We start from the raw sequence: 21,383 nt of genomic DNA on the forward strand, positions 1-21,383 counted from the left end.
TCACCCGGCCCCGCGTAGGGTGCTGGGCGATGAAGGTATTGATCTCCGCCGACCTGGAGGGCATCTCCGGGGTCGTGCATCCCACCGAGACCAACCCGGGCGGCTACGACTACGAACGCGGCCGGGCCCTGATGACCGCCGAGGTCAACGCCGCGATAGCCGGGGTGCTGGAGGCGATGCCCGGCGCCGAGGTGCTGGTCGCCGACGCGCACGGGCCGTTCCGGAACCTGCTGCCCGAGGAACTGGACCGGCGGGTGCGGCTGGTCCGGGGCAGGCCGCGACCGCTGGGCATGCTCGCCGGGCTCGACGACCAGACCGACGCGGTGCTGTTCGTCGGCTACCACGCCCGCTCCGGCGCCGGCCCGGCCGTGCTGGCCCACACGATCAGCGACGCGGTGCTCGACGTGCGGCTCAACGGCCGTCCGGTGGGCGAGATCGGCCTGAACGCGGCCCTGGCCGGCTTCCACGGCGCGCCGGTGGTGCTGCTCAGCGGCGACGACGCGGCCTGCGCCGAGCTGCTCGAGCTGGTGCCCGGCGCGGCGACGGTGGCGGTCAAGCAGGCGCTGGGCCAGGCCGCGGCGATCGCCCTGCACCCCGACGAGGCCCGCGAGCAGCTGCACCGGGTGGCGGCCAAGGCGATCCGGCGGCACGACCGGGTGCCGCTGCTCACCCTGCCGGGACCGCTCAAGGTCGAGATCGACCTGTCCGGGCCGTACACAGTGGACCTGGCTACGCTCATCCCCGGGGTCGGCCGGGCCCCGGGCGCGCGCACGGTGACGTTCACCGCGGCGGATGTGGGTGAGGCGTACCGGCTGGTGCAGCTGGTGACCCAACTGGCCCAGATCAAGCCGGGATAGTCCCCGCACCGTACGACGGCGGCGTGGTGCCGGCGGCGCGGTGCCGGCGCACCCGGCTCAGGTCCGGCGGGCGGGTGGGGTCCACGTGGTGCGGCACCTGCAGCTCGTCGGCGCGCAGCGGGACCAGGGTCCGGGCGATCCCCTCGACGATCAGGTCCGTCGCGCGCATCGCCTGCGCGCCCGCCGTGCCGGTCAGCCCGGACAGGTCCACCGGCTCACCGAAGCGCACGTGCACGACCGGCCGCCGGCGGATCGCGCGGGCCAGCGAGCCGATCAGCCCGGCCGGCGCCGCATACGGCAGCACCCGGTGGGCGTCCCACTGCGCGACCGGGATCACCGGCGCGCCGGACAGCGCCGCCATCCGGGCCACCCCGGTCTTGCCGCGCTCCGGCCACATCCACGGGTCCAGCCCGATCCGGCCCTCCGGGTAGACCAGCACCACGGAACCGGCCTGCAACGCCGCCGCGGCCGCGGGCAACGCCTGCGCCACCTCGGCGGTGCGCCGGTCGACCCGCAGATGCCCGCAGGCCCGCATGATCGACCCGACCACCGGTGCCTTGAACAACCCGGCGGTGGCCATGAACCGCGGCGCGATCCCGGCCCGGCTGCACGCCGCCATCAGCATCAGCGGGTCGACCGGGCTGACATGGTTGGCCGCCAGGATCAGCGGGCCGTGCCGCAGATCGTCCGGGACCGCACCGGAGACCCGCAGCCGGCAGAGCAACGGCACGACCAGCCGCGACAGGCGCAACAACGCCCGCCACACCCACGGCACCCGCCAGTAAGCATCCATCAACCGGAAATGATCGCATGCCCCACCGAAGCCCCCGCTCAGCCCGCGTCGCGCAACTCCGCCAGCCGGGCCTCGATCTCCGCCAGCTCCGCGCGCAGCCGCTCCGCCTGCTGTTCCACCTCGGCGCGCTCCACCGACACGATCTGTTCCACCGCCTCCTGCACCCCCGGCACGTCGACCAGCTGCACGATCTTCATCGCCTCCGACGGCTTCACCACGTACGGCTTGGCCAGCGCTTTGGAGCCCTGGTTGGCCGCGATCGTCCATTCGCCGTCGGTGTAGGCCAGGGTCACCGTCAGGCCCGGCGGCGGCTTCGGTCGCGCCGCCTTGGCCGGTGCCTTGCGGGGTGCGGGCGCCGGCGGCGCCGCGGGCTCGGCCGCCGGGGCGGCCGGGGGCGGGGGAGCGGGAGCGGGCAGCGGCTTGTCGATCACGAACTCCGGCATCGGCTTGGCCGGCTCCGGCGGTGCGGGAGCCGCCTTCTTCACCGGGCCCTTCGGGGCCATCTGCAGGTCACCGGGGGAGAACGGCAGCTCGTCGCGGCCGAACCGGACCACCACCCACTCGTCGGACTCGGCCGGGTCGGTCAGGGCCACCACCTGGCCCACCTGCCCGGCGATCTGCCCCGCGGAGTCGGTGAACATCACCCGCGGCCGGCGCCCCGCGGCCAGCCCCCCGCGGATCACCTGCAGCTCGTCCGTGCTGAGCCCTCGCACCCCGGTGCGTGCCGCCGCTGCCATGGTCGTCCCTTCGTCGGTCACCAGTACTGCTGTTCGAACGCGTGTTTCAACGCGTAGTTCTACCAGGCCCCACCGACATTCCTGGCAGGCGCGCCCGCATTATCGCCACACCGCCACCGCGCGGACAGTGACCGATCCGGGTGCCCACCCCGTCAGATAGGGCAGAAGCCACCCCCGACCCCAGGAGCGCCGGCAGTGCAGCAGAACCTGCAAGACCTGTTCGAACGGGCCCTCGACGGTGAACCCCCGCCCCCGCCCGGCGACTCCGCCGCACGGGCCATGCACCACGGCCGGCGGATCCGCCGGCGCCGCGGCCTGCTCGTCGGCGGCGTGACAGCCGCGGCCGTGGCCGCCACGATGCTCGGGGTGAACCTGGCCGTGTCACCCGACGCCCCGCCACCCACCGTGTCGGCCGCCGCCGCCGCCGCGATGCCCCGCGATCCCGCCTGCACCTGGCCGGTCCGCGACGACGCCTCCGACGTGTCGATCTTCCTCGCCGACTCGATCACCGACGCCCAGCGGACCGCGTTGCACGACGCGCTGCGCGCCGACCCCGCCGTGCGGGACCTGCGGTTCGAAAGCCGCGAGGAGGCGTACCAGAAATTCGCCGAGCTGTGGCAGGACTCGCCGGACTTCCTCGCCCAGGTCGGCCCCGCGCAGCTGCCCGAGTCCTTCCGGCTGGCGCTGGCCGACCCGGCGGACTTCCGGCGGCTGGCCGAGACGTTCCGGGACCGCTCCGGCGTCGAGGATCTCGTCGGCCGCTCCTGCCGGGGAGCACGCAAGTGACCTTCCTCGCCTCGCCCGGCACCGCCCGGCGTGAGCGCGCCGCCCGTGACGAGGAGTTCACCCTGTTCGTCGCGGCGGCCACGCCGCGGCTGCGCCGCACCGCGTACCTGATGTGCCGCGACTGGCACCTGGCCCAGGACCTCACGCAGCTGACCCTGGCGAAGATGTACGCCTCCTGGGCCCGGATCTGGCGCACCGCCGACCTGGCGGCCTACAGCCGCCGGGTCCTGATGAACGCCGTCTTCGACCAGCGCAACCGGCGCAGCGGCTCCGAGCTGGTCCTGGCCGCCCTGCCGGACCGGGCCGGGCCCGCACCCGCCGCGGAGCTGCACGTCACGCTGATGGACGCCCTGGCCACCCTGCCGGTACGCGACCAGGCCATCGTGGTGCTGCGGCACTACGAGGACCAGAGCGTCGACACCGTCGCGGAGATCCTCGGCGTGTCCGCCTCGGTGGTGAAGATGCAGAGCATGCGCGCCCTGGGCCGGCTGCGGGAACTGCTCGGCGAGGACTTCGCCCGGCAGTGAACCGCCCGCGGGTCAGACCGGCCGGTCCGTGACGCAGTACGCACGGCCGGCCGGATCCCGCAGCGTGGTCCACCGCTCGCGCACCGCGACCACCTCGGCCCCCAGCGCGACGTGCCCCGCCACCTCCGCCGCCCGGTCCCCGCACGCCAGGTCCAGGTGCATCCCCGCCGGCCCGTCCACCCGCTGCAGCAGCAACCGCAACGGCATCGCCGGCGGCCGCACCAGCACGTCGAACTCCGGCAACGAGCCCGCCCGGCGCTGCCAGCCGGTCAGCGCCGCCCAGAAATCGGCCTCCACGTCGAAGCCCGCCCGCGGAACGTCCAGGCACATCTGATCCACCAGGCTGCGCCCACCGACCGGCCGCACCGCCTCGCCCGCCCACGCCACCAGGCAGAACAGCAACCCCGCCGGGGACCGCAGCACCACCAGCTCACCCTCGTCGGCGACCACCGCCGCACCCAGCCCCACCGCCCGGCGCGCCTGCGCCGGCACCTGCTCGACGTGCAGATCCAGGTGCGCCCGCGCCGGGCCGTCCGCGACGACCTGCACCCTCAGGTACGCGTCCCCACCGGCCGGCAACAGCGTCGCGAACGCCCCGCCCGGGCCCCGCCGCGGCGACAGCCCCGACCCGGTCACCGCCTGCCAGAACGGCTCCGCCACCCGCGACGGGGAGTCCAGGAACCCCGTCGTCCACCGCACGCCCATCACGTCTCCCCGCTCGATCGCCGTTCCAGCCCCGGACCCCGGTGCACCGGGGCATCGCCGATCAGCTCCCGGCCCCGGGCCTGATCGGCGTCGGCCTCCTCGGCCCGGCCCAGCCCGCGCAGCACCGCCGCCCGGCGTACGAGCATCTCACCCAGCCGCACCCGCAGCCCCAGCCGCCCGTACTCCGCCACCGCCAGGCCGTACTCGGCCAGCGCCACCTCCGGACGCCCGCGCAGGTCGGCGATCTCACCCAGCGCCCCGTGCGCCCCGCCGACGCCGTGACCCGCCCGCAACCGGGTGAAGATCGCCAGCATCGCCCGGAAGTCGCGTTCGGCGTGCTCCAGCGCCCCGTGCCGCACGTACAGCCAGCCCCGCTCCTGCAGGCAGTAGCCGCGCAGCGAGTCGTCACCGATCCGCTCGGCGATCACCAGCGCCTCCGCCACCAGCTCCCGGGCCCGCTCCACCTGCCCGCCGATCTCCGACGCCAACCCCAGCCCCAGCACCGCCCAGCCACGCTCCGGCGCCTCCCGCTCCGGCAGCAGCTCCACCGCCCGGGTCAGCACCGGCACACTCAGCTCCGGGCGCAGGAACGTGTTGTACAGCGTGCCCAGCGACAACCGCACCTCGATCTCGTCCGCCACCGCACCCAGCCCGATCAGCAGCTCCAACGCCCGCAGCAACGCCGCCTGCGCCTCGACGAACCGGTCCTGCGCCCGGTAGGCGTCACCGACGCGCCACACCGCCAGCGCGATCTCCCGGACGTCGGTGCCCAACCGCTCGGCCACCTCCAGCGCCTGCAGCGCCGCCGGCAGCTCGAGCTCGACCAGACCCGCCATCCCGTACGAGTGCGACACCCACCGCAACGCCCGCGCCCGGTACGCCTCATCACCCAGCGCCCCCGCCACCGCCACCGCGGCCAGCCACAACCGCAACCGGTACGGATGCTCCGCCTCCCCGGTCACCAGCGGATGCACCGCCGCGATCACCGCCCGCGCCTCGCCGGCCAGCCCCGCACCGACCGCCGCGTGCACCGCCGCCAGCACGTTCTCCCGCTCCAGCGCCAGCCACTGACCTGGCCGCGCCCGCACCGCCAGCCAGCGCAGGTGCCGGCGCAGGCACTCCACGCCCTCGTCACCGTCCTCGGCCAGCTCCCGGGCGAACAACCGCACCAGATCATGCAGCCGGTACCGGTCCGGCGCCGGCGACTCCACCAGGAACGCGTCCGCCAGCCGCTCCAACGCCTCCGCCACCACGTGCTCGTCCAGCGCACACCGGGCCGCCGCCGCGGCCAGCCCCACCGACGTACCCGGATAACCACCCACCCGGCGCAACACCAACCGCTCACCCGGACCCAGCTCGTCGTGGACCGCCCGCAGCGTCGAACGCACCGCCCGGTCGGCCAGCCGCATCTCGTCCAGCCGCCGCCCCTCGTCGGCCAGCCGGTCCGCCAGCGCCGACGCCGACCACTGCGCCCGCACCCGCAGCCGCCCACCGACGATCCGCACCGCCAGCGGCAACCCGCCGCACAGCTGCACCAGCCGCCGCGCACCCGCCGGATCGGCCGCCACCCGGCCCGGGCCCGCCGCGGTCGCCAGCAGCTCCAGCGCCGCCGCCGGCGTCAACCCGCCCAGCGTCAGCACCGAGGCGCCCAGCAGATCCGACAGCAGCCGCCGGCTCGTCACCAACACCAGGCTGTGCGCCCCACCGGGCAGCAGATACCGCACCTGAGCGGCGTCGCGGGCGTCGTCGAGCAGCACCAGCATCCGCCGGTCGGCCACCACCGACCGGAACCGCGCCGCCAGCTCCACCACGTCACCGCGCAGCTCGTCGTCCGGCCGCCCCAGCACCCGCAGGAACCGCACCAGCACCGCCTCCGGCGGCACCGGATCGGCCGAGGCGCCCCGCAACGCGGCGAACAACTGACCGTCCGGATAGCTGTCCCGGGCATCCTGCGCGGCCCGCAACGCCAGCGCCGACTTCCCGGTGCCCGGCGCCGCCGCGATCACCAGCAGCTGCGCGCCACCCGCGACCGCCGCCTGCACCGCGGCCAGCTCCTCGTCCCGCCCGACCAGCACCGGCGCCGCCGGCAGCTCACCCGGACGCGGCGCCGCCACCACCAGCTCGGCCGGCTCCGGCTGGGCCAGCCGCTGCTGCCACCACCCCAGCGCCACGCCCACCACGGCCAGCAGACCCACCAGCGGCCAGGCCAGCCACGCGTACGGCCGCAGCGCCCCGGGCAGCTCCCCACCCGTGGCCACGTTCACGGCCACCGCCAGCAGCACCGAGAACAACCCCGACGTCACGACCAGCAACGGCACGACCCGATGCCGCATCATGACCGAAAACATACATGTCCATCACTGAACGGTCAGAGCGCGGCACGCACCTCGCCCAGCGTGCCCGCGAACGTCGCCAGCGCCGCGGGGGAGAGGACCCCACCCAGCAACTCCCGCAGCCCCCGCTCGAACACCACATCGGCCGCGCCCAGCGCCGCCACCCCCGCGGGCGTCAGCTCCAGCAACGACGACCGCCGGTCCCGCGGATTCGCCCGCCGCACGCACAGCCCCGCCGCCTCCACCCGGTCCACGACCTTGCTCGCCGCACCCACGGTGATCTGCAGCCGCACCGACACGTCCTGCACCCGGCACCCCGGCGTCGCCGCCATCACCCGCATCGGCAGGAACAGCCCCAGCGCCACCGAGGAGTCCCGCCGCAGCCGGGCGTCCACGGCCTCCCACACCGCGATCTCCAGCCCCACCAGGTCGTCGAACAGCCGCCGCAGGTCCGTCACCCGCCCACCCTAACGCTGCCCCGGAAGCAACTTCCCCGGAAGCCACCACCCCGGCGAACCAGGGGAGAGGCTGGGCAACCCGGCCCCGGCGTGGCACGATTTCCCAGGTGACCGGCAGCCCCGCCACCGAGCAGCACCTGCGCGACCTCGCGCGGCTGCGCCGCGTCCGCGACCGGATCGACCGCGAGTACGCCCAGCCGCTCGACGTCGAGGCGCTGGCCCGCGGGGTGCACATGTCCGCCGGGCACCTCAGCCGCGAGTTCCGCCGCGCCTACGGCGAAGCCCCGTACTCCTACCTGATGACCCGGCGCATCGAACGCGCCATGGCCCTGCTGCGCCGCGGCGACCTGAGCGTCACCGACGTCTGCTTCACCGTCGGCTGCTCGTCGCTGGGCACCTTCAGCACCCGCTTCACCGAGTTGGTCGGGATGCCGCCCAGCGCCTACCGCGCCCGGACGGCCTCGACCACCGAGGGCATGCCGTCGTGCGTGGAGAAACAGGTGACCCGACCGATCAGGAATCGAGAAGCGCGGCCCGCCGCGGCGCATCTAGCGTGACCGGTATGGACATCAGCATCTACTCGAGTTTCCTGCCCCAGGACGATCCGGAGGCCGCGCTGGCCTTCTACCGCGACACCCTCGGCTTCGAGGTCCGCCAGGACGTCGGCTACAACGGCATGCGCTGGATCACGGTCGGCCCGCCCGGGCAGCCGGACACCGCCATCGTGCTGCACCCGCCGGCGGTCGACCCCGGCATCACCGACGACGAGCGCCGCACCATCGTCGAGATGATGGCCAAGGGCACCTACGCCGGCATCGTGCTGGCCACCCCCGACCTCGACAAGGCCTTCGAGCGGGTGCAGGCCGGCGACGCCGAGGTCGTCCAGGAGCCGACGGATCAGCCGTACGGGGTGCGCGACTGCGCTGTGCGTGATCCCGCGGGCAACCTGATCCGGATCCAGGAGCGGCGCTGAACGCGCGTCGCCCGGTTGGTCGATAATTGACATTATGTAAAGCTGGCCCGGTCCGGCCGGCCGCCGGGCCAGCTTTTCGGGAAAGCCGCATGGCGCGGACAGTGCAGGCGGATGATGCGACCATGACCAATATGGGCGGGCAACTCCCGCGGGGCGCCCGTTTGTCCGACGCCTCCTGGGCAGCCCGGCATCGGATCCTGACGGTGGTGCTGTGGCTGCACGTGCCGTTGCTGCTGCTCGTCGGAGTGTCCGGTCACGCCGCGCGCTGGGAGCTCTGGGCATGGCCGCTCGCCGTCGTCCTGCTCGCCGTCGCCGCCCGCGCGGCCTCGAAACGGCGCACCCAGGCGGGCCTGACCAGTCTCGGACTCATCGGGTGCACGTTCGCCCTGATCGACCTGTCCGGCGGCACGATGGCAACGATGAGCTGGCACATCCACCTGTACACGATGCTCGTGTTCATCGCCCTGTACCAGCAGTGGATGCCACTGATCTGGGCGGTCGTCGCCATCCTGGTCCACCACGGCGTGCTGGGGCTCGTCGCCCCGGAACGGGTGTTCGGCATGTCCATGTCGTTCGGCGACGCGCTCACCATGGTCGCGCTGCACGCCGGGCTCGCCGTCGTGGAGGTCATCGCGATCATCTTTTTCTGGCATTTCGCCGAACAGACCGAGCACGAGGCCGAAACCCTCTCGGCGTCCGTCGAACAGGACCGGGTGCGCCGCGCGGCCGCGGAGGAACAAGACCGTGCCAGCGCGGTCGAGCGTGAGCGCGCCGCCGCTGCCGCCGTCGTCGACCGGGCCGCCCGCGTCGCCGCGGACGCGGCGACGATCGGGAGCGGCGCTCGGGCGGCGATCGAAGCGGTCGGCGCCGTCGACCGGGAACTGGCGATGCTGACCAGCGCCGTGCAGGACATCGCGCAGCGCTCCAGCCAGGCCGCGGGCACCGCATCCGGCGGGCAGAGCACCGTGCAGGGCGCCGCTGACAAGGTCCGGAAGCTGGAACAGTCGGTGGGCGAGATCGCCGACGTGAACGCGCTGATCGCCAAGTTGGCCGCCCAGACCAACCTGCTGTCGCTCAACGCGACCATCGAGGCCGCCCGCGCGGGAGAACTCGGCAAGGGCTTCGCGGTGGTGGCCGGCGAGGTCAAACAACTGGCGACCGAGACGTCGTCGTCGGTGGAGAAGGTGGACGCGGTGATCGCCGCGATCACCGGTGAGACCGGTGAGGTGGCCCGCAGCTTCGTCTCGACCGCCGAGGTCGTGTCCGAGATCCACGCGCTCCAGATCGAGATCGCCTCGTCGGTCGAGGAACAGGCGATCGTCCTGGCCGAGGTCACCCGCCAGCTCTCCACCGCCACCGCCGCGTCGCAGGAGATCCTCACCGGCCTCGACGGGCTCATCGCCACGGCGAGCGCATCCTGACCTCCCGCCGGGCGGGTCGGACCGCCCGGCGGAGGCCGACGGTGCTGCCGCCCGGCTTCGGTGCCTGAGGTGGCGGATGGAGGAAACTCCTGCATAATATTCCTTATGCAGGACGAACAAGACATCAGGGTAGAAACTCTTATAGAAGACTTCCTGGGCGCAAGGGCGGTCCGGAAGCCGTCCGTGCACACCCTCATGGCGTACCGCCGGGACCTGACTTCCGTCCTGCGGCTCATCGGCGAGGATGTCACTCTGCGTGACCTCTCCCCCAGGTCCCTGCGGGCCGCCTTCGCCACCTTCGCCGCCGGCCGGGCCCCCGCCTCGGTCTACCGGGCCTGGTCCAGCTGGAACTCGTTCTTCGGCTTCCTGGTGGTCGACGGCATCGTCGCGGGCAACCCGATGCCCGCGGTGGGCAAGCCGCGGATGGCGGTGCCCTCCCCCAAGCCGCTGCGCGGCGAGGACACCCCCGAGCAGCTGTTGCAGGCGGTCAACCAGCCCGACGAGCGCCAGCGGGACCCGTGGCCGGAGCGGGACGTGGCGGTGCTGGCGCTGGCGTTGTGCGCCGGGCTGCGGTTGTCCGAGCTGCTGGCGCTGACGGCGGGTTCGGTGCTGGGCCGCCCGGGTGAGCGCCGGGTGGAGGTGGCGGGCAAGGGTGGCCGGCCGCGGACGGTGCCGATCGAGCCGGAGCTGGATGCGGTCGTGGAGCGCTACCTGGACAGCCGGCGGGTCCGGTTCGGCCGGTTGCGCCCGGGTGATCCGTTGCTGCTGGACCGCCGGGGTGCGCCGCTCAAGCGTGGTGGCCTGCAGTATCTGGTGGAGTCCTGTTACCGGCGGGCGGGTATCACCGACCGGGTGCCGCGGGGTGCGCAGTTGCACGCGCTGCGGCACACGTTCGCGACGCGGCTGGCCGAGGACGGCGCGAACGCGTCGGAGATCATGCGGTTGCTGGGGCACGCGTCGCTGACCACGTCGCAGGGCTACATCGAGGTGACGGCGGCGCAGCAGCGCGCGGCGGTGCGGGCGAACCGCACCAACCGCGCGCTGGGTGAGCTGGCGACCTAGCTGTGCAGGAAGTCCAGCAGGGCCTCGTTGAACTCGGTGGGGTGCGAGGCGTTGATGCCGTGCGGGCCGTCGGTGATGACGACCAGCCGGCTGCCCGCGATGGCTTCGTGGGTGCGCTTGCCGCTGTGCGCGAGCGGCAAGATGGCGTCGCTGTCGCCGTGGATCACCAGGGTCGGTACGTCGATCTTGGCGAGATCGCCGCGGAAGTCGGTGCGCCCGAACGCGGTGATGCAGTCCAGGGTGGCCTTGGGTGAGGCGATGTGGGCGAGTTCCTGGGCGTAGCGGACCTGGCTGTCGCTGACCTTGAGGGTGTCGCCGGCGGTGAAGAAGCTGGTGGCGAAGCCGTCGACGAAGGCGATCCGGTCGGTGGTGACGCCCTGCTGGAACGCCGTGATGGTGGCGTCGTCGAGGGCGCCGTCGGGGTTGTCGGCGCTGCGGTAGAGGTATGGCGGGACGGCGCCGGCGAAGACCGCCCTGGCGATCCGGTCGCTGCCGTAGGTGCCGAGGTAGCGGGCCACTTCCCCGCCGCCCATGGAGAAGCCGACGAGGGTGACCTCGCGCAGGTCGAGGTGGCGCAGCAGGGCGTCGAGGTCGGCGGCGAAGGTGTCGTAGTCGTAGCCGTGCCAGGGTTGGCTGCTGTGGCCGAAGCCGCGGCGGTCGTAGGTGACGACCCGGTGGCCGTCGGCGACCAGGGCCGGGATCTGGGCTTCCCAGCTGCGGCTGGACAGCGGCCAGCCGTGGATGAGCACGACGGGTGCGCCGGTGCCGTAGTCGTCGTAGTGCAGCTCGATGCCGGTGCTGACGGTGACGGTGGGCATGGTGGTCTCCCGATCAGGCGATGGTGAGGTTGACGTCGACGTTGCCACGGGTGGCGTTGCTGTAGGGGCAGACCTGGTGGGCTGCCTCGATGAGGCCCTGGGCGGTGGCCTGGTCCAGGCCGGGCAGCTCGGCCTCGATGGCGACGGTGAGGCCGAAGCCGCCCTGGCCGTTGGGGCCGATGCCGACGTCGACGGTGATGGCCGTGTCGGTCAGGGTGATCTTCTGCTTGCCGGCGACCAGTTTGAGGGCGCTGTGGAAGCAGGCGGCGTAGCCGGCGGCGAAGAGCTGCTCGGGGTTGGACAGGTGGCCGCCGGGGCCGCCCATCTCCTTGGGTACGGCCAGGTCGAGGTCGAGGACGCCGTCGCTGGAGCGGGTGTGTCCGCCGCGTCCGTCGCCGGTGGCGGTGGCCGAGGCGGTGTAGACGACGCTCATGGTGGGTCTCCTCGTGTCAGATGGTGCTGGCGGTGGCTGCCGCGCCGCGGATGCGGGTGAGCAGGTGGTGCAGCTGGGTGAACTCCTCGATGCTGAGGTCGAGGGCGCAGGCGAGGCGTTGCGGCAGGTCGGTGACGTGTTGCTGCAGGGCGGTGCCGGCCGGGGTGGTGCTGATCCAGACGGTGCGTTCGTCGTCGGTGCCGCGGGTGCGGTGGATCAGGCCCTGGGCTTCGAGGCGTTTGAGCAGGGGTGACAGGGTGCCGCTGTCGAGGTGCAGGGCGGCGCCGAGGTCGCGGACGGTGAGCCGGCCGCGGTGCCAGATGACCCGCAGGGCGAGGTATTGCGGGTAGGTCAGGCCGAGGGCTTCCAGCGCGGGCCGGTAGAGGCCGGTCATGGCGCGGGAGGCGGCGTGCAGCTCGAAGCAGATCATCTGCTCGAGTCCGGTGGTGTCGTCGGTGCCTGCCATGCGGAGAACGCTAGTGCACGATTCAGTTGTGCACAACTGAAGTGGCGGGCGACACAGCGGCGCCTAGGATCGCGGGGTGATCCGTTTCGTGGAACTGCCGCCCGCCGCGCTCGACGCGCTCATCGCCGGCGACCTGGCGGGCGCCGGCGCCGCCGCCGGTCATCCGCTCAGCGACTACCTGGTCTCGGAGAGCTGGCTGTGGGAGATCCGCCGCGACCAGATCGCCCGGGACCCGGCCAGTGCCGAGTGGATCGCCCGGGCGGCGGTGGCGGAGCCGGGTGCGGTGGTCGTCGGCCACGGCGGCTTCCACGGGCCGCCGAACGCCGACGGGATGGTGGAGGTCGCGTACTCGGTGGATCCGGCGCACCGGCGGCAGGGGCACGCCCGGGCGATGCTGGCGGCGCTGATCGAGCGGGCGCAGGCCGAGCCGGCCGTCAAGGTGATCCGGGCGAGCATCAGCCCGGAAAATGTGGCGTCGCTGGCGACGATCGCGGGCTTCGGGTTCGTGCGGGTCGGTGAGCAGTGGGACGACGAGGACGGCCTGGAGCTGCTCTTCGAGCGCTCCGCCTGACGGCCGCGCTCAGCCGGCCGGTGGCGGGTCCAGGTGCACGACCAGCGGCCGGTGGTCGGAGACGCCGACGGCCGGGGTACGGACCTGCAGCACCGGGCCGAGCAGGCCGGCGCCGCGCGGGTCGGCCAGGATGTGGTCGAGCTGGGCGCGCGGTGACGGGCTGGGAAAGGTCGCCTTGCGGGCCAGCGGCCGCCAGCCGGAGAACGCCCGGACCGGGCCCGAGGGCATGTTGAGGTCGCCGAGCAGGATCCGCGGCGCGGGCAGCGCGCGCAGGGCCCGGACGGCGGCGCGCAGCTGGCGCACGTTCCAGCCGGGCACGAACGACAGGTGGGTGTTGGCCACCGTCATCGGGCCGGTGGGCGCGTCGACGACCGCGGCGATCAGCACCCGGGGCTCGTCCTTGAGCATCATCAGCCCGCCGTTGGGCCCGGGGATCCACACCGGCGAGCGGACCGGCGCGGCGGGCAGCTGGGTGATCTGCCAGCGCAGCACCGGCCAGCGGCTGACCAGGGCGATGCCGTACAGGGGGTGGGCGTTGTCGTCGTCGGAGCGCCAGGGCTGCCAGGTCTCCCCCGGCGTGCCGACGACCGCGGCGGCGAAGCGGTGCACCGGGGCGCCCATCGCCTCGGCGGCGATGGCGGTCAGGTCGAGCAGGCCGCTGCGGGGCTGGGCGCGGTCGACCTCCTGCAGGCCGAGGATGTCGGCGTCCAGGTCGGCGACGGCGGCGGCGACCCGCTCGGCGTGTACGTTGCCGTCGGACAGGGACCTGCCGTGCAGCAGGTTGAAGGTGGCCAGGCGCACGGGGTAAGACCTTAACCCGGATGGACGGTGGTGGCGGTGTTCAAAGCGGTCTGCTGTGCGGTGACGGTGTTCGTGATCCTGGGCGCGCTGGGGATCTGGTTACGGCGTAGCCGTGGTCGCGGGTGATCTTTGCCGGGACAATGGCGCCATGACCGACGACGATCTCATCCCAGCGCTCGAGGAGCACGAGCGGCGCCTGACGTTCGCCCGGTTCGACAACGCGGACGCCTGGCATCTGGGCAGCCTGCTGGTCGACCTGGCGACCACCCGGGACCTGCCGGTGGCGGTGGACATCCGCCGGGGCACCCAGCAGCTGTTCCACGCGGCCCTGCCGGGCAGCACCGCCGACAACGACGTGTGGATCGCCCGCAAGGTACGCGTGGTGGAACGCTTCGCCGCGTCGTCGTACCTGGTGGGGCGCCGGCTGGCGGCCAAGGGCGACGTGCTGGACGCCAGGTACGGAGTGGACCCGGCCGACTATGCCGCGCACGGCGGGGCGTTCCCGGTGCGGGTGCCCGATGTGGGCGTGGTCGGGGTGGTGACGGTCTCGGGGCTGCCGCAGGCCGACGACCACGCCCTGGTGGTGGAGGCGATCGAGACCTTTCTGGACCTGTGAGCCTCACCTCCCGGTGACCGGGGCGTAGTGGTCGAAGGCGGCGTCCAGGACGCCTTCGCCGCGGGTCAGCCCGGGCAGCCGGAGCCGCAGCTCGTGGACGCGGGCTGCGGGCAGCTCACCCTCGACGAGGCAGACCGGGCCGTCCGGCTCGGTCAGCAGCGGTACGCCGCGCATCCCGCCCAGCACCGGCAGCACCACGCCGAGGGTGTCGGTGGGCAGCTCCAGGGTGAACCGGTGGATCGGCTCGCACACCCGGGTGCCGGCGCGGCGCAGCGCCTGTCCCAGCACCACGGTGGTGAGCTGCCGGAAGTCCCCGGCGGTGCTGGACATGCTCTTGTCGAAGGTGCCGTGGGCGTGGCTCTGCCGGGCCAGGTAGCCGGCGTGGGTCATGGTGACGGCGCAGTCGGTGACCCGCCAGCCGTGCGGGCCGCGGGTCAGGCCTTCGTGGACGCTGTCCTCGACGGCGGTGAAGAACGCCGGCGGCATCGAGCCCAACTCGACGCCGAGGGTGAAGGTGGTGCCGCTGCCGGGCGTACCGGGGGCGACCCGCAGCCCGACGGTGGCCAGGAACGGGTTGCCGTCCTCGCCGAGCAGGGCGGCGGCCGCGCCGGCGCCGGTGAGCTGCTCGGTGCAGATGATGGTGCTCGGCTGGAAGCGCACCCGCAGTCCGTGCTCCTCGGCCAGGGTGGCCTCGATGACCTCCTTCTGCACCTCGCCGTAGAGCGTGAGCGACAGGTCCGGGCGCAGCCCGATCAGCGGGTCCTGTTCGGCCAGCCGGGCCAGCGCGGCGTGCACGGCGCCGCGCCGGCGGGGGTCCTCGGGCTCGACGACCGTGGCCAGGGTGGGCGGCGGGAACTGCCGTCCGGCGCCGGGCGGGGCGAGCCCGATCGGGTCGCCGATCCGGATCGCGGACAGCCCGCGCAGCTGGGCGATGTGCCCGGCGGTGACCTCCGGGCGGCGGGCGGTGCCGCCGGCGGTGACGACGTCAATGGCGGTGACCTTCTGGGCCGGGTCGGCGCCGGGCCGGTCGCGCACGCGCAGGGTGCCGGAGAACAGCCGGGCGTGGGCGACCTTCTCACCGGCCGGGCCGCGGTCGACCTTGAAGACGGTGCCGGACAGCGGGCCGGCCGGGTCGCCGCCGGCGGCCGGCAGCAGCGTGGACAGGCCCGCGCGCAGCTCGGCGACGCCGGCGCCGGTGGCGGCCGAGCCGAAGAAGACCGGATGGATCAGGCCCCGGCGGGTCTGCTCGGCGAGCCGCTGCTGCAGCTCGCCGGCCGCGACGGCCCGGCCGTCGACCAGGGCCGCCAGCAGCTGGTCGTCGCGCTCGGCGAGCAGCTCGGCCAGTGCGGGGTCCGGCCCGGCGACGACCTCGGCGGTACGGGTGCCCGCGGCGCGGACCGTGCCCATGGCGGCCAGCGCCGGGGTGAGCCGCCGGGCCAGCTCGGTGAGCAGGGCGCCGGTCCGCGCGCCCCGCCGGTCGATCTTGTTGACGAAGATCAGGGTGGGGATCCGCAGCCGGGTCAGCGTCCGGTACAGGATCCGGGTCTGCGCCTGCACGCCCTCGACGGCGGAGACCACCAGCACGGCGCCGTCGAGCACGCCGAGCACGCGTTCCACCTCGGCGATGAAGTCGGGGTGCCCGGGGGTGTCGATGAGGTGCACGGTCAGGTCGCCGACCGGGAACGCGACCACGGCGGCCCGGATCGTGATGCCGCGGCGGCGTTCCAGCTCCAGGGTGTCGGTGCGGGTGGTGCCGGCGTCGACGCTGCCGACCCGGTTGATGACCCCGGCGTCGTAGAGCAGCCGCTCGGTCAGGCTGGTCTTACCGGCGTCGACGTGGGCGAGGATGGCGAGATTGAGCAGGGACAAGGCGCGTCGGGTCCTTCGGCAGAGTGACGGGGGCGGGTCGGGACGCCGACGCAGCTCGCATGGCTCTGTCTCCTCGGGACGTGGGACTTGTCCGGCCCATCATCGGCGCGCCCGGCCGGGCCGGCCACCGGTTTTCGCCCCGGCACCCGCGACGAGACCGTGCGGCGGCGGCTGGGTCACCCTGTGTGACCCGGAGGGCAAGGAGTTCTGCGTCGAGCGCAGCGCCGCCGAGCGCGGCCTTACCGCCGGGTAACCGCCGCCGCGGGCCCGGAAAGGGTGGCGCTGCCCACGTTGGCATTGCTACCGCCGAGTAGAGCCTGTGCTGGTCACGGCCCTTCGACATACGGTGACAGCGGTGCTGCGCAACCGCGGCCGGGCACCCGAACGACGGATTTCCCGGGCGGTGTGCGGCGGTGGGACGCGGGTACTGCCCGACGGAGCCGATGCTGAATGTCGCGCCACCGCCAGGGACCGCCCCGCGAAGGAGAGAAGTGAGCAGAGTCGCCGTACTGCAAGGGCTGGGCACCGTGGTGCCCGGTCGCACGGTGTCCAACGCCGAGCTGGCGCCGGCCCTCGGCGTCAGCGACGAGTGGATCCGCCGGCGCACCGGCATCGCCCAGCGCCGGATCGTGGACCCGGGCACCACCACGGCGGACCTGGCCACCGCCGCGGGCCGCAACGCGCTCAAGTCCGCGCAGACCGACGCGGTGGACGCGGTCGTGGTGGCCACCACCACCCCGGACCGGCTCAGCCCGGCCACCGCCCCGGAGGTCGCCTGGCGCGTCGGTGTCGCCCCGGCCGCCGCGTTCGACCTGGCCGCGGTGTGCAGCGGCTTCGTGTACGGCCTGGCCACCTGCGCCGGGCTGATCGCCGCCGGGATCGCCGAGAAGGTGCTGCTGATCGGCGCGGAGACCAACTCGTACTTCCTGGAGCACACCCCGGAGACCCGCGGCCCGGCGATCCTGTTCGGCGACGGGGCCGGCGCGGTCGTGCTGCGCGCCGGTGAGGCCGGCGAGCCCGGCGCGATCGGGCCGTTCGACCTGGGCAGCGACGGCGCCGCCGCGGACCTGATCCGGATCGAGGCCGGCGGCTGCCGGCAGCGGGCCCGCACCGCACCGGGCTCCGACGGGGTGCACTGGAGCATCTCCGGCCAGGAGGTGTACCGGCGCGCGGTCGAGCACATGACCGCCTCGTCGCTGAAGGTGCTCGCCGCCGCCGGGCGCACCGTCAACGACGTGGACCGGTTCGTGGCGCACCAGGCCAACCAGCGGATCCTGGACCGGGTCGCCGAGCAGCTCGCGGTGCCGGCCGACCGGTGCCTGGGCAACGTGGCCACGGTCGGCAACACCGGCGCGGCGTCCATCCCGCTCGCGCTGGGCGACGCCTGCCGCACCGACGCGCTGCAGGCCGGCCACCGGCTGCTGGCGACCTCGTTCGGCGGCGGCCTGACCTGGGGCTCGGCGCTGCTGACCTGGCCGCAGCTGGACGTGGTCGCCACCGAGTAGCCGGCCTTCGCTAGGTTGGCGCGATGCCCACCGACAAGATCGACGCCGGCGCGGCCGGGACGTGGACGCTGGGCGGGCACACCGTCCGGCGGCTGGGCTTCGGCTCGATGCGCCTGACCGTCGACCCGGACCCGCGGCCCGCGGTCCGGGTGCTGCGCCGGGCGGTGGAGCTGGGCGTCAACCACCTCGACACGGCCGCGTTCTACGTCTCCCCCGGCGGCACGCTGGGCGTCGGCGCCGGGGACAAGCGGTACGCCACCGAGCTGATCCGGGCGGCGCTGTGGCCGTACCCGGATGATCTGCTGATCGCCACCAAGGTCGGGCCGGGCGAGGAAGGCTGGGCGCGCGGCGCGGCGCAGCTGCGCGCCCAGGTCGAGGAGAACCTGCGCCGGCTCGGCCGCGACCACCTCGACCTGGTCAACCTGCGGCTGCGCGGGCCCGGGCACGGCAGCTGCGCGGCGGAGTTCGCCGCGCTGGCGGCACTGCGCGAGCAGGGCCTGATCCGGCACCTGGGCCTGTCGGCGGCCACGCTCGCGCACCTGGACGAGGCGCAGGCCATCGCCCCGGTGGTGTGCGTGCAGAACAGCTACGGCCTGGACTACCGCCGCGGCCACGACGAACTGGTGCGCGCCTGCGGCGAGCGCGGCATCGCGTTCGTCCCGTTCTTCACCCTGGCGGGCGACGCCCGGGAGAAGGGCGCCGGCCCGGAGCGCAACGAGGCGGTGCAGGCGGTCGCGGCCGCGCACGGGGCCACCGCCCAGCAGGTACGGCTGGCCTGGGCGCTGCACCAGGGACCGCACGTGCTGGTGATCCCCGGCACCGGCAGCGTGACCCACCTGGAGCAGAACGTCGCCGCGGCCGGGCTGCGCCTGAGCCCGGAGCAGCTCGCGACCCTGTGACCGGGACCCTCGCGCGGTTCCGTCTTCCGGCCGGCTGCGACACGCGGCGGTGTTCGCCGACGAGGTCAGCCCCGCGCTGATGGCCACCCGCCGGCGCCGGCAGATGCCCGGGATCGCGCACCGCGCCGGGCTGAATGAGCTGCGCCGCGGGGTGTTCCGCTGGCAGCCCGCGCGGGCTGCGCCAGGACGACGGTGATGACAGCCCCTCGGTCCGGGCCGAGCCGGCCCTCGGCGACGCCGCGCGGGTGCTGTTGCGCGGGACGCCGGCTCCGGCAAGACCACCCAGGTGACCCTCGTGGGACCCGGCGCTGCCCGGTGCGCTGCACGACCTGAACCGGCTGTCCCTGTCGGGCTGCGGCGAGCCCGCCGGCCGTCTCCGTGGTCGGCAACAAGACGCACCGGTCCGATCTGTCCCCGCTCGCCGGGCCGGCAGCGCTGATCTGTCCTTGCTCGCCGGGCCGGCAGCGCTGATCTGTCCTTGCTCGCCGGGCCGGCAGCGCTGAGAAGTCTCTGGATCACCGACTCGGCGCGGGGCTGGACCCGTCCCCGCTGGACGGCCGGCGCCCGACGCTTCAACTGTCGCGGCGGGTGCAGCTCGCGAACACCGCAAGCCCCGCAGGCCTGCCGCGGCCCGGGTCAGTCGGTGCGGGCGGCGAGTCTGCGGCCGCGTTTGCCCAGGGGCACCTGGGACATGTCCACCGCGTGCGAGGTGAGGTTCTTGAAGCCCAGCCCGCGCCCGGTCAGCCGGGCGGCGGCCGTGGCCTGCGCGCGGGTCACCGCGGCCGGGATGTCCTGTTCCCCGGCCACCGTGTCGGCGAAGCGGAAGGTGAAGAACGGCCGGGTCGCGACGTCGTAGGTCAGCGAGCCCTCCGGGGTGTACGCGGCAGTGGCGATGTCGTGCTCGGCGGCCCGCGACAGCAGGTCGGCGCGTTGCTCGGCGGTGAGGCCGGCGAAGGCGCCACGGACGGTGATCCGGATGGGGCGAGTGCTCATCGGGCGACCGTAGACGCCGGGCCGGTGCCGGTTCCAGCGGTTTAGCGTTTCGGCGGGGACTGCGGGCGGGGCGGGTCGTTCTGCGGGCCGAACGCGGTCAGGAACTTGTCGCGGAACGCCTGCATCGGCCAGACCGGCGCCTGCGGGCCGGGCTGGATGCCGGCGGTCCAGCCCCAGCCGGCCACCCGGTCCAGCACCGCCGGGTCGCGGGCGACGATCGAGATCGGCACGTCGTGGCTCGCGCCGGCGCCGACCACGATCGGGGCCGGCTGGTGGTCACCGAGGAAGACCAGGACCAGGTTGTCGTCGCCGTACTCCTGGACCCAGGAGACCAGGCTGTCGACCGAGTACTTGACGGACTTCGCGTACTCGGCGCGGACCCGGGCCGCGTCCTGCCAGACCTCGCCCGCCGACGCCGCGCCGCGCTGCTGGGCGGTGTAGACCGAGCCGTCGCCGATCTCGTCCCAGTCGAGCAGGGCCGGGATCGGCGCCCACGGGGTGTGGCTGGACACGAAGGTGAGCTCGGCCATCAGCGGGTCGCGTTCCGGGCGGGTGTACTCCTGGTCGGTGAACGACTTGAGGGTGAACTGGTCGGGCATGGTCGCCCAGCCGTACGCCGGGCCGTGGTAGCCCAGGGTGTGCGAGTCGTAGATGCGGTCGAAGCCGTAGAACCGGCCCTCCGGCCAGGCGTAGGTGATGCCGGGCTCGACGCCGACGGTCTGCCAGCCGGTGGCCTTGCGGAACGCGCTGGTCAGCGTCAGCCGGTCGCCGGAGACCAGGCTGCGATAGCGCTGCTCGTTGTTGATCCACACGCCGGACTGGAACGTCGAGTGGGCCAGCCAGCTGCCGCCGCCGCTGGTCGGCGAGGTCAGGAAGCCGCTGCGGGCGGAGAAGCCGGACGCGGTGAGCCGGCGGGTGCCGTCGGCCAGGGTCGCGGTGACCCGCTGGTTGATTTTCGGATCCTCGATCGCGGAGCGCCCGTAGCTCTCGATGAAGGCGAACACGACGTCCTTGCCGCGCAGCCCGGTCAGCAGCTCCGGGGCGGGCACGTCGCGGAACGCGTCGGCGGCGGCCTCGGCGGCGAACTCGCGCCGGTCCTGCACCGCGGCGGGCACCTTCAGGACGTTGTCGTAGGCGAGCACGGCCGCGGTGTCGGAGGCGACGTAGACCCCCGGCACGAACGAGGTGCCCAGCGCCGCGACCGCCAGCCAGGCCACCGAGACCCCGGCGACGCCGCGGACCCCGGCGGTGCGGTGCGCGGCTGCGACCCTGGCCAGCCGGCGCACCGCCAGGGTCATCAGCACCACGACGGCGACGGCCAGCAGGATCACGCCGGCGACCGCGGCGAGCGCGCCGGGCCGGCCGACCGAGCTCTTGACGAAGCGGTAGCCGTCGGCGAACAGCGGCCAGTCCAGCACCGGGTCGAACTGGCGGGCCAGGACCGTGAAGAACCCCATGTTGATGACCTTGACGACGGTCAGCAGGCCCAGCGCGGCGCCGAGGACGCCCGCGACGACGCCGCGGGCGCGGGCGGGCAGCACCAGCAGCAGTGCCAGGGCGGCGAGCGCCTCGATCGGCAGGCGTACGAAAGCGGCCGGGACCGACGAGCCGGCCGGCAGCCGGGTGATCTGGTCGGGCACGACCAGGGCCAGGAAGACCAGGACCGCGGCCAGGACGGACAGCGCCGCGGCGGCGGCGCGGCGCACGCTGCCCGGTGCCTCCGGCCTGCGGCGAAAGCGCGTGAAGAACGACAACCCGAC

At 73.9% G+C, this 21,383-nt stretch carries 23 protein-coding genes and 1 pseudogene; 12 read left to right on the forward strand and 12 right to left on the reverse strand.

Translation table 11 applies throughout. The features are described 5' to 3' along the window. Window positions 1-29 precede the first annotated feature (29 nt). Window positions 30-857, forward strand: coding sequence for a M55 family metallopeptidase (locus ACIBQZ_RS29640; RefSeq protein WP_396092096.1), 828 nt, complete (start codon window positions 30-32; stop codon window positions 855-857). Here ACIBQZ_RS29640 and ACIBQZ_RS29645 read toward each other — a convergent pair. Beyond that, a complete protein-coding gene (locus ACIBQZ_RS29645; RefSeq protein WP_396092097.1) occupies window positions 844-1,650 on the reverse strand; it encodes a lysophospholipid acyltransferase family protein in 807 nt (268 codons plus the stop codon). The two genes, ACIBQZ_RS29640 and ACIBQZ_RS29645, sit on opposite strands and share 14 nt — an antisense overlap. 38 nt (window positions 1,651-1,688) lie before the next feature. Beyond that, complete coding sequence (locus ACIBQZ_RS29650; protein ID WP_396092165.1) at window positions 1,689-2,387, reverse strand: hypothetical protein; 699 nt, start codon at window positions 2,385-2,387, stop codon at window positions 1,689-1,691. 195 nt (window positions 2,388-2,582) lie between these two features. On the opposite strand from ACIBQZ_RS29650, the gene ACIBQZ_RS29655 reads away from it, so the two are divergent. Both ACIBQZ_RS29655 and ACIBQZ_RS29660 read left to right on the forward strand, forming a co-directional pair. Beyond that, window positions 2,583-3,173 carry a permease-like cell division protein FtsX gene (locus ACIBQZ_RS29655; protein ID WP_396092098.1) on the forward strand — a complete coding sequence of 197 codons (591 nt, stop codon included), beginning with the start codon at window positions 2,583-2,585 and terminating at the stop codon, window positions 3,171-3,173. Continuing rightward, on the forward strand, window positions 3,170-3,700 hold the full coding sequence (locus ACIBQZ_RS29660; protein WP_396092099.1) for a SigE family RNA polymerase sigma factor: 531 nt from the start codon (window positions 3,170-3,172) through the stop codon (window positions 3,698-3,700). The genes ACIBQZ_RS29655 and ACIBQZ_RS29660 overlap by 4 nt, the downstream gene beginning before the upstream one ends. Before the next feature lie 12 nt (window positions 3,701-3,712). On the opposite strand, the gene ACIBQZ_RS29665 is transcribed toward ACIBQZ_RS29660, so the two are convergent. The 3 genes from ACIBQZ_RS29665 to ACIBQZ_RS29675 are packed head-to-tail and all read right to left on the reverse strand — an operon-like array spanning window position 3,713 to window position 7,196. Further along, a complete protein-coding gene (locus tag ACIBQZ_RS29665) occupies window positions 3,713-4,405 on the reverse strand; it encodes a VOC family protein (RefSeq protein WP_396092100.1) in 693 nt (230 codons plus the stop codon). Continuing rightward, complete coding sequence (locus ACIBQZ_RS29670) at window positions 4,405-6,741, reverse strand: ATP-binding protein (RefSeq protein ID WP_396092101.1); 2,337 nt, start codon at window positions 6,739-6,741, stop codon at window positions 4,405-4,407. The genes ACIBQZ_RS29665 and ACIBQZ_RS29670 overlap by 1 nt, the downstream gene beginning before the upstream one ends. A 32-nt stretch (window positions 6,742-6,773) precedes the next feature. Continuing rightward, window positions 6,774-7,196 (reverse strand): MarR family winged helix-turn-helix transcriptional regulator, encoded by a 423-nt coding sequence (locus ACIBQZ_RS29675; protein ID WP_396092102.1) that lies wholly within the window; start codon window positions 7,194-7,196, stop codon window positions 6,774-6,776. Between the two features lie 107 nt (window positions 7,197-7,303). On the opposite strand from ACIBQZ_RS29675, the gene ACIBQZ_RS29680 reads away from it, so the two are divergent. The 4 genes from ACIBQZ_RS29680 to ACIBQZ_RS29695 all read left to right on the forward strand — a co-directional run bounded on the left by ACIBQZ_RS29680 (window position 7,304) and on the right by ACIBQZ_RS29695 (window position 10,652). Beyond that, the gene (locus tag ACIBQZ_RS29680) at window positions 7,304-7,753 is read left to right on the forward strand and encodes a helix-turn-helix transcriptional regulator (RefSeq protein WP_396092103.1); all 450 of its coding nucleotides are present in this window, start codon (window positions 7,304-7,306) and stop codon (window positions 7,751-7,753) included. A gap of 5 nt (window positions 7,754-7,758) precedes the next feature. Then, complete coding sequence (locus ACIBQZ_RS29685; protein ID WP_396092104.1) at window positions 7,759-8,169, forward strand: VOC family protein; 411 nt, start codon at window positions 7,759-7,761, stop codon at window positions 8,167-8,169. Between the two features lie 122 nt (window positions 8,170-8,291). After that, a complete protein-coding gene (locus ACIBQZ_RS29690; RefSeq protein ID WP_396092105.1) occupies window positions 8,292-9,590 on the forward strand; it encodes a methyl-accepting chemotaxis protein in 1,299 nt (432 codons plus the stop codon). 105 nt (window positions 9,591-9,695) lie between these two features. Continuing rightward, window positions 9,696-10,652, forward strand: coding sequence for a tyrosine-type recombinase/integrase (locus ACIBQZ_RS29695; protein WP_396092106.1), 957 nt, complete (start codon window positions 9,696-9,698; stop codon window positions 10,650-10,652). On the opposite strand, the gene ACIBQZ_RS29700 is transcribed toward ACIBQZ_RS29695, so the two are convergent. Genes ACIBQZ_RS29700 through ACIBQZ_RS29710 form a run of 3 tightly spaced genes read right to left on the reverse strand, consistent with a single transcriptional unit; the run spans window position 10,649 to window position 12,369 of the window. Continuing rightward, window positions 10,649-11,470, reverse strand: coding sequence for an alpha/beta fold hydrolase (locus ACIBQZ_RS29700; RefSeq protein ID WP_396092107.1), 822 nt, complete (start codon window positions 11,468-11,470; stop codon window positions 10,649-10,651). The two genes, ACIBQZ_RS29695 and ACIBQZ_RS29700, sit on opposite strands and share 4 nt — an antisense overlap. 13 nt (window positions 11,471-11,483) lie before the next feature. Then, the gene (locus ACIBQZ_RS29705; protein WP_396092108.1) at window positions 11,484-11,903 is read right to left on the reverse strand and encodes an organic hydroperoxide resistance protein; all 420 of its coding nucleotides are present in this window, start codon (window positions 11,901-11,903) and stop codon (window positions 11,484-11,486) included. A 16-nt stretch (window positions 11,904-11,919) separates the two neighbouring features. Then, window positions 11,920-12,369: a MarR family winged helix-turn-helix transcriptional regulator gene (locus tag ACIBQZ_RS29710; RefSeq protein ID WP_396092109.1), complete on the reverse strand. Its 450-nt coding sequence runs from the start codon at window positions 12,367-12,369 to the stop codon at window positions 11,920-11,922. A 76-nt stretch (window positions 12,370-12,445) separates the two neighbouring features. Here ACIBQZ_RS29710 and ACIBQZ_RS29715 point away from each other — a divergent pair, with 76 nt between their 5' ends. After that, window positions 12,446-12,940 (forward strand): GNAT family N-acetyltransferase, encoded by a 495-nt coding sequence (locus ACIBQZ_RS29715; RefSeq protein WP_396092110.1) that lies wholly within the window; start codon window positions 12,446-12,448, stop codon window positions 12,938-12,940. A gap of 9 nt (window positions 12,941-12,949) precedes the next feature. Here the strand turns inward: ACIBQZ_RS29715 and ACIBQZ_RS29720 are convergent, their stop codons facing one another. Next, on the reverse strand, window positions 12,950-13,741 hold the full coding sequence (locus tag ACIBQZ_RS29720; RefSeq protein WP_396092111.1) for an endonuclease/exonuclease/phosphatase family protein: 792 nt from the start codon (window positions 13,739-13,741) through the stop codon (window positions 12,950-12,952). Window positions 13,742-13,889: 148 nt separating this feature from the next. Here ACIBQZ_RS29720 and ACIBQZ_RS29725 point away from each other — a divergent pair, with 148 nt between their 5' ends. Further along, window positions 13,890-14,357 (forward strand): heme-degrading domain-containing protein, encoded by a 468-nt coding sequence (locus ACIBQZ_RS29725; RefSeq protein WP_396092112.1) that lies wholly within the window; start codon window positions 13,890-13,892, stop codon window positions 14,355-14,357. Between the two features lie 3 nt (window positions 14,358-14,360). On the opposite strand, the gene ACIBQZ_RS29730 is transcribed toward ACIBQZ_RS29725, so the two are convergent. Next, window positions 14,361-16,226, reverse strand: coding sequence for a GTP-binding protein (locus ACIBQZ_RS29730; RefSeq protein ID WP_396092113.1), 1,866 nt, complete (start codon window positions 16,224-16,226; stop codon window positions 14,361-14,363). A 142-nt stretch (window positions 16,227-16,368) separates the two neighbouring features. On the opposite strand from ACIBQZ_RS29730, the pseudogene ACIBQZ_RS29735 reads away from it, so the two are divergent. The 3 genes and pseudogenes from ACIBQZ_RS29735 to ACIBQZ_RS29745 all read left to right on the forward strand — a co-directional run. Beyond that, window positions 16,369-16,479 (forward strand): annotated as a pseudogene (locus tag ACIBQZ_RS29735) (VOC family protein); the annotation flags it as partial. A 238-nt stretch (window positions 16,480-16,717) separates the two neighbouring features. Then, the gene (locus ACIBQZ_RS29740; RefSeq protein ID WP_396092114.1) at window positions 16,718-17,731 is read left to right on the forward strand and encodes a beta-ketoacyl-ACP synthase 3; all 1,014 of its coding nucleotides are present in this window, start codon (window positions 16,718-16,720) and stop codon (window positions 17,729-17,731) included. A 23-nt stretch (window positions 17,732-17,754) separates the two neighbouring features. Then, window positions 17,755-18,630, forward strand: coding sequence for an aldo/keto reductase (locus ACIBQZ_RS29745; protein ID WP_396092115.1), 876 nt, complete (start codon window positions 17,755-17,757; stop codon window positions 18,628-18,630). Window positions 18,631-19,266: 636 nt separating this feature from the next. Here ACIBQZ_RS29745 and ACIBQZ_RS29750 read toward each other — a convergent pair. Then, entirely contained in the window at window positions 19,267-19,623 is a 357-nt protein-coding gene (locus ACIBQZ_RS29750; RefSeq protein WP_396092116.1) for a DUF6204 family protein, read from the reverse strand. 41 nt (window positions 19,624-19,664) lie between these two features. After that, window positions 19,665-21,377: a sulfatase-like hydrolase/transferase gene (locus ACIBQZ_RS29755; protein WP_396092117.1), complete on the reverse strand. Its 1,713-nt coding sequence runs from the start codon at window positions 21,375-21,377 to the stop codon at window positions 19,665-19,667. Window positions 21,378-21,383: the final 6 nt, after the last annotated feature.

It is taken from the genome of Actinoplanes sp. NPDC049599, assembly GCF_044465625.1.
GTDB lineage: Bacteria > Actinomycetota > Actinomycetes > Mycobacteriales > Micromonosporaceae > Actinoplanes.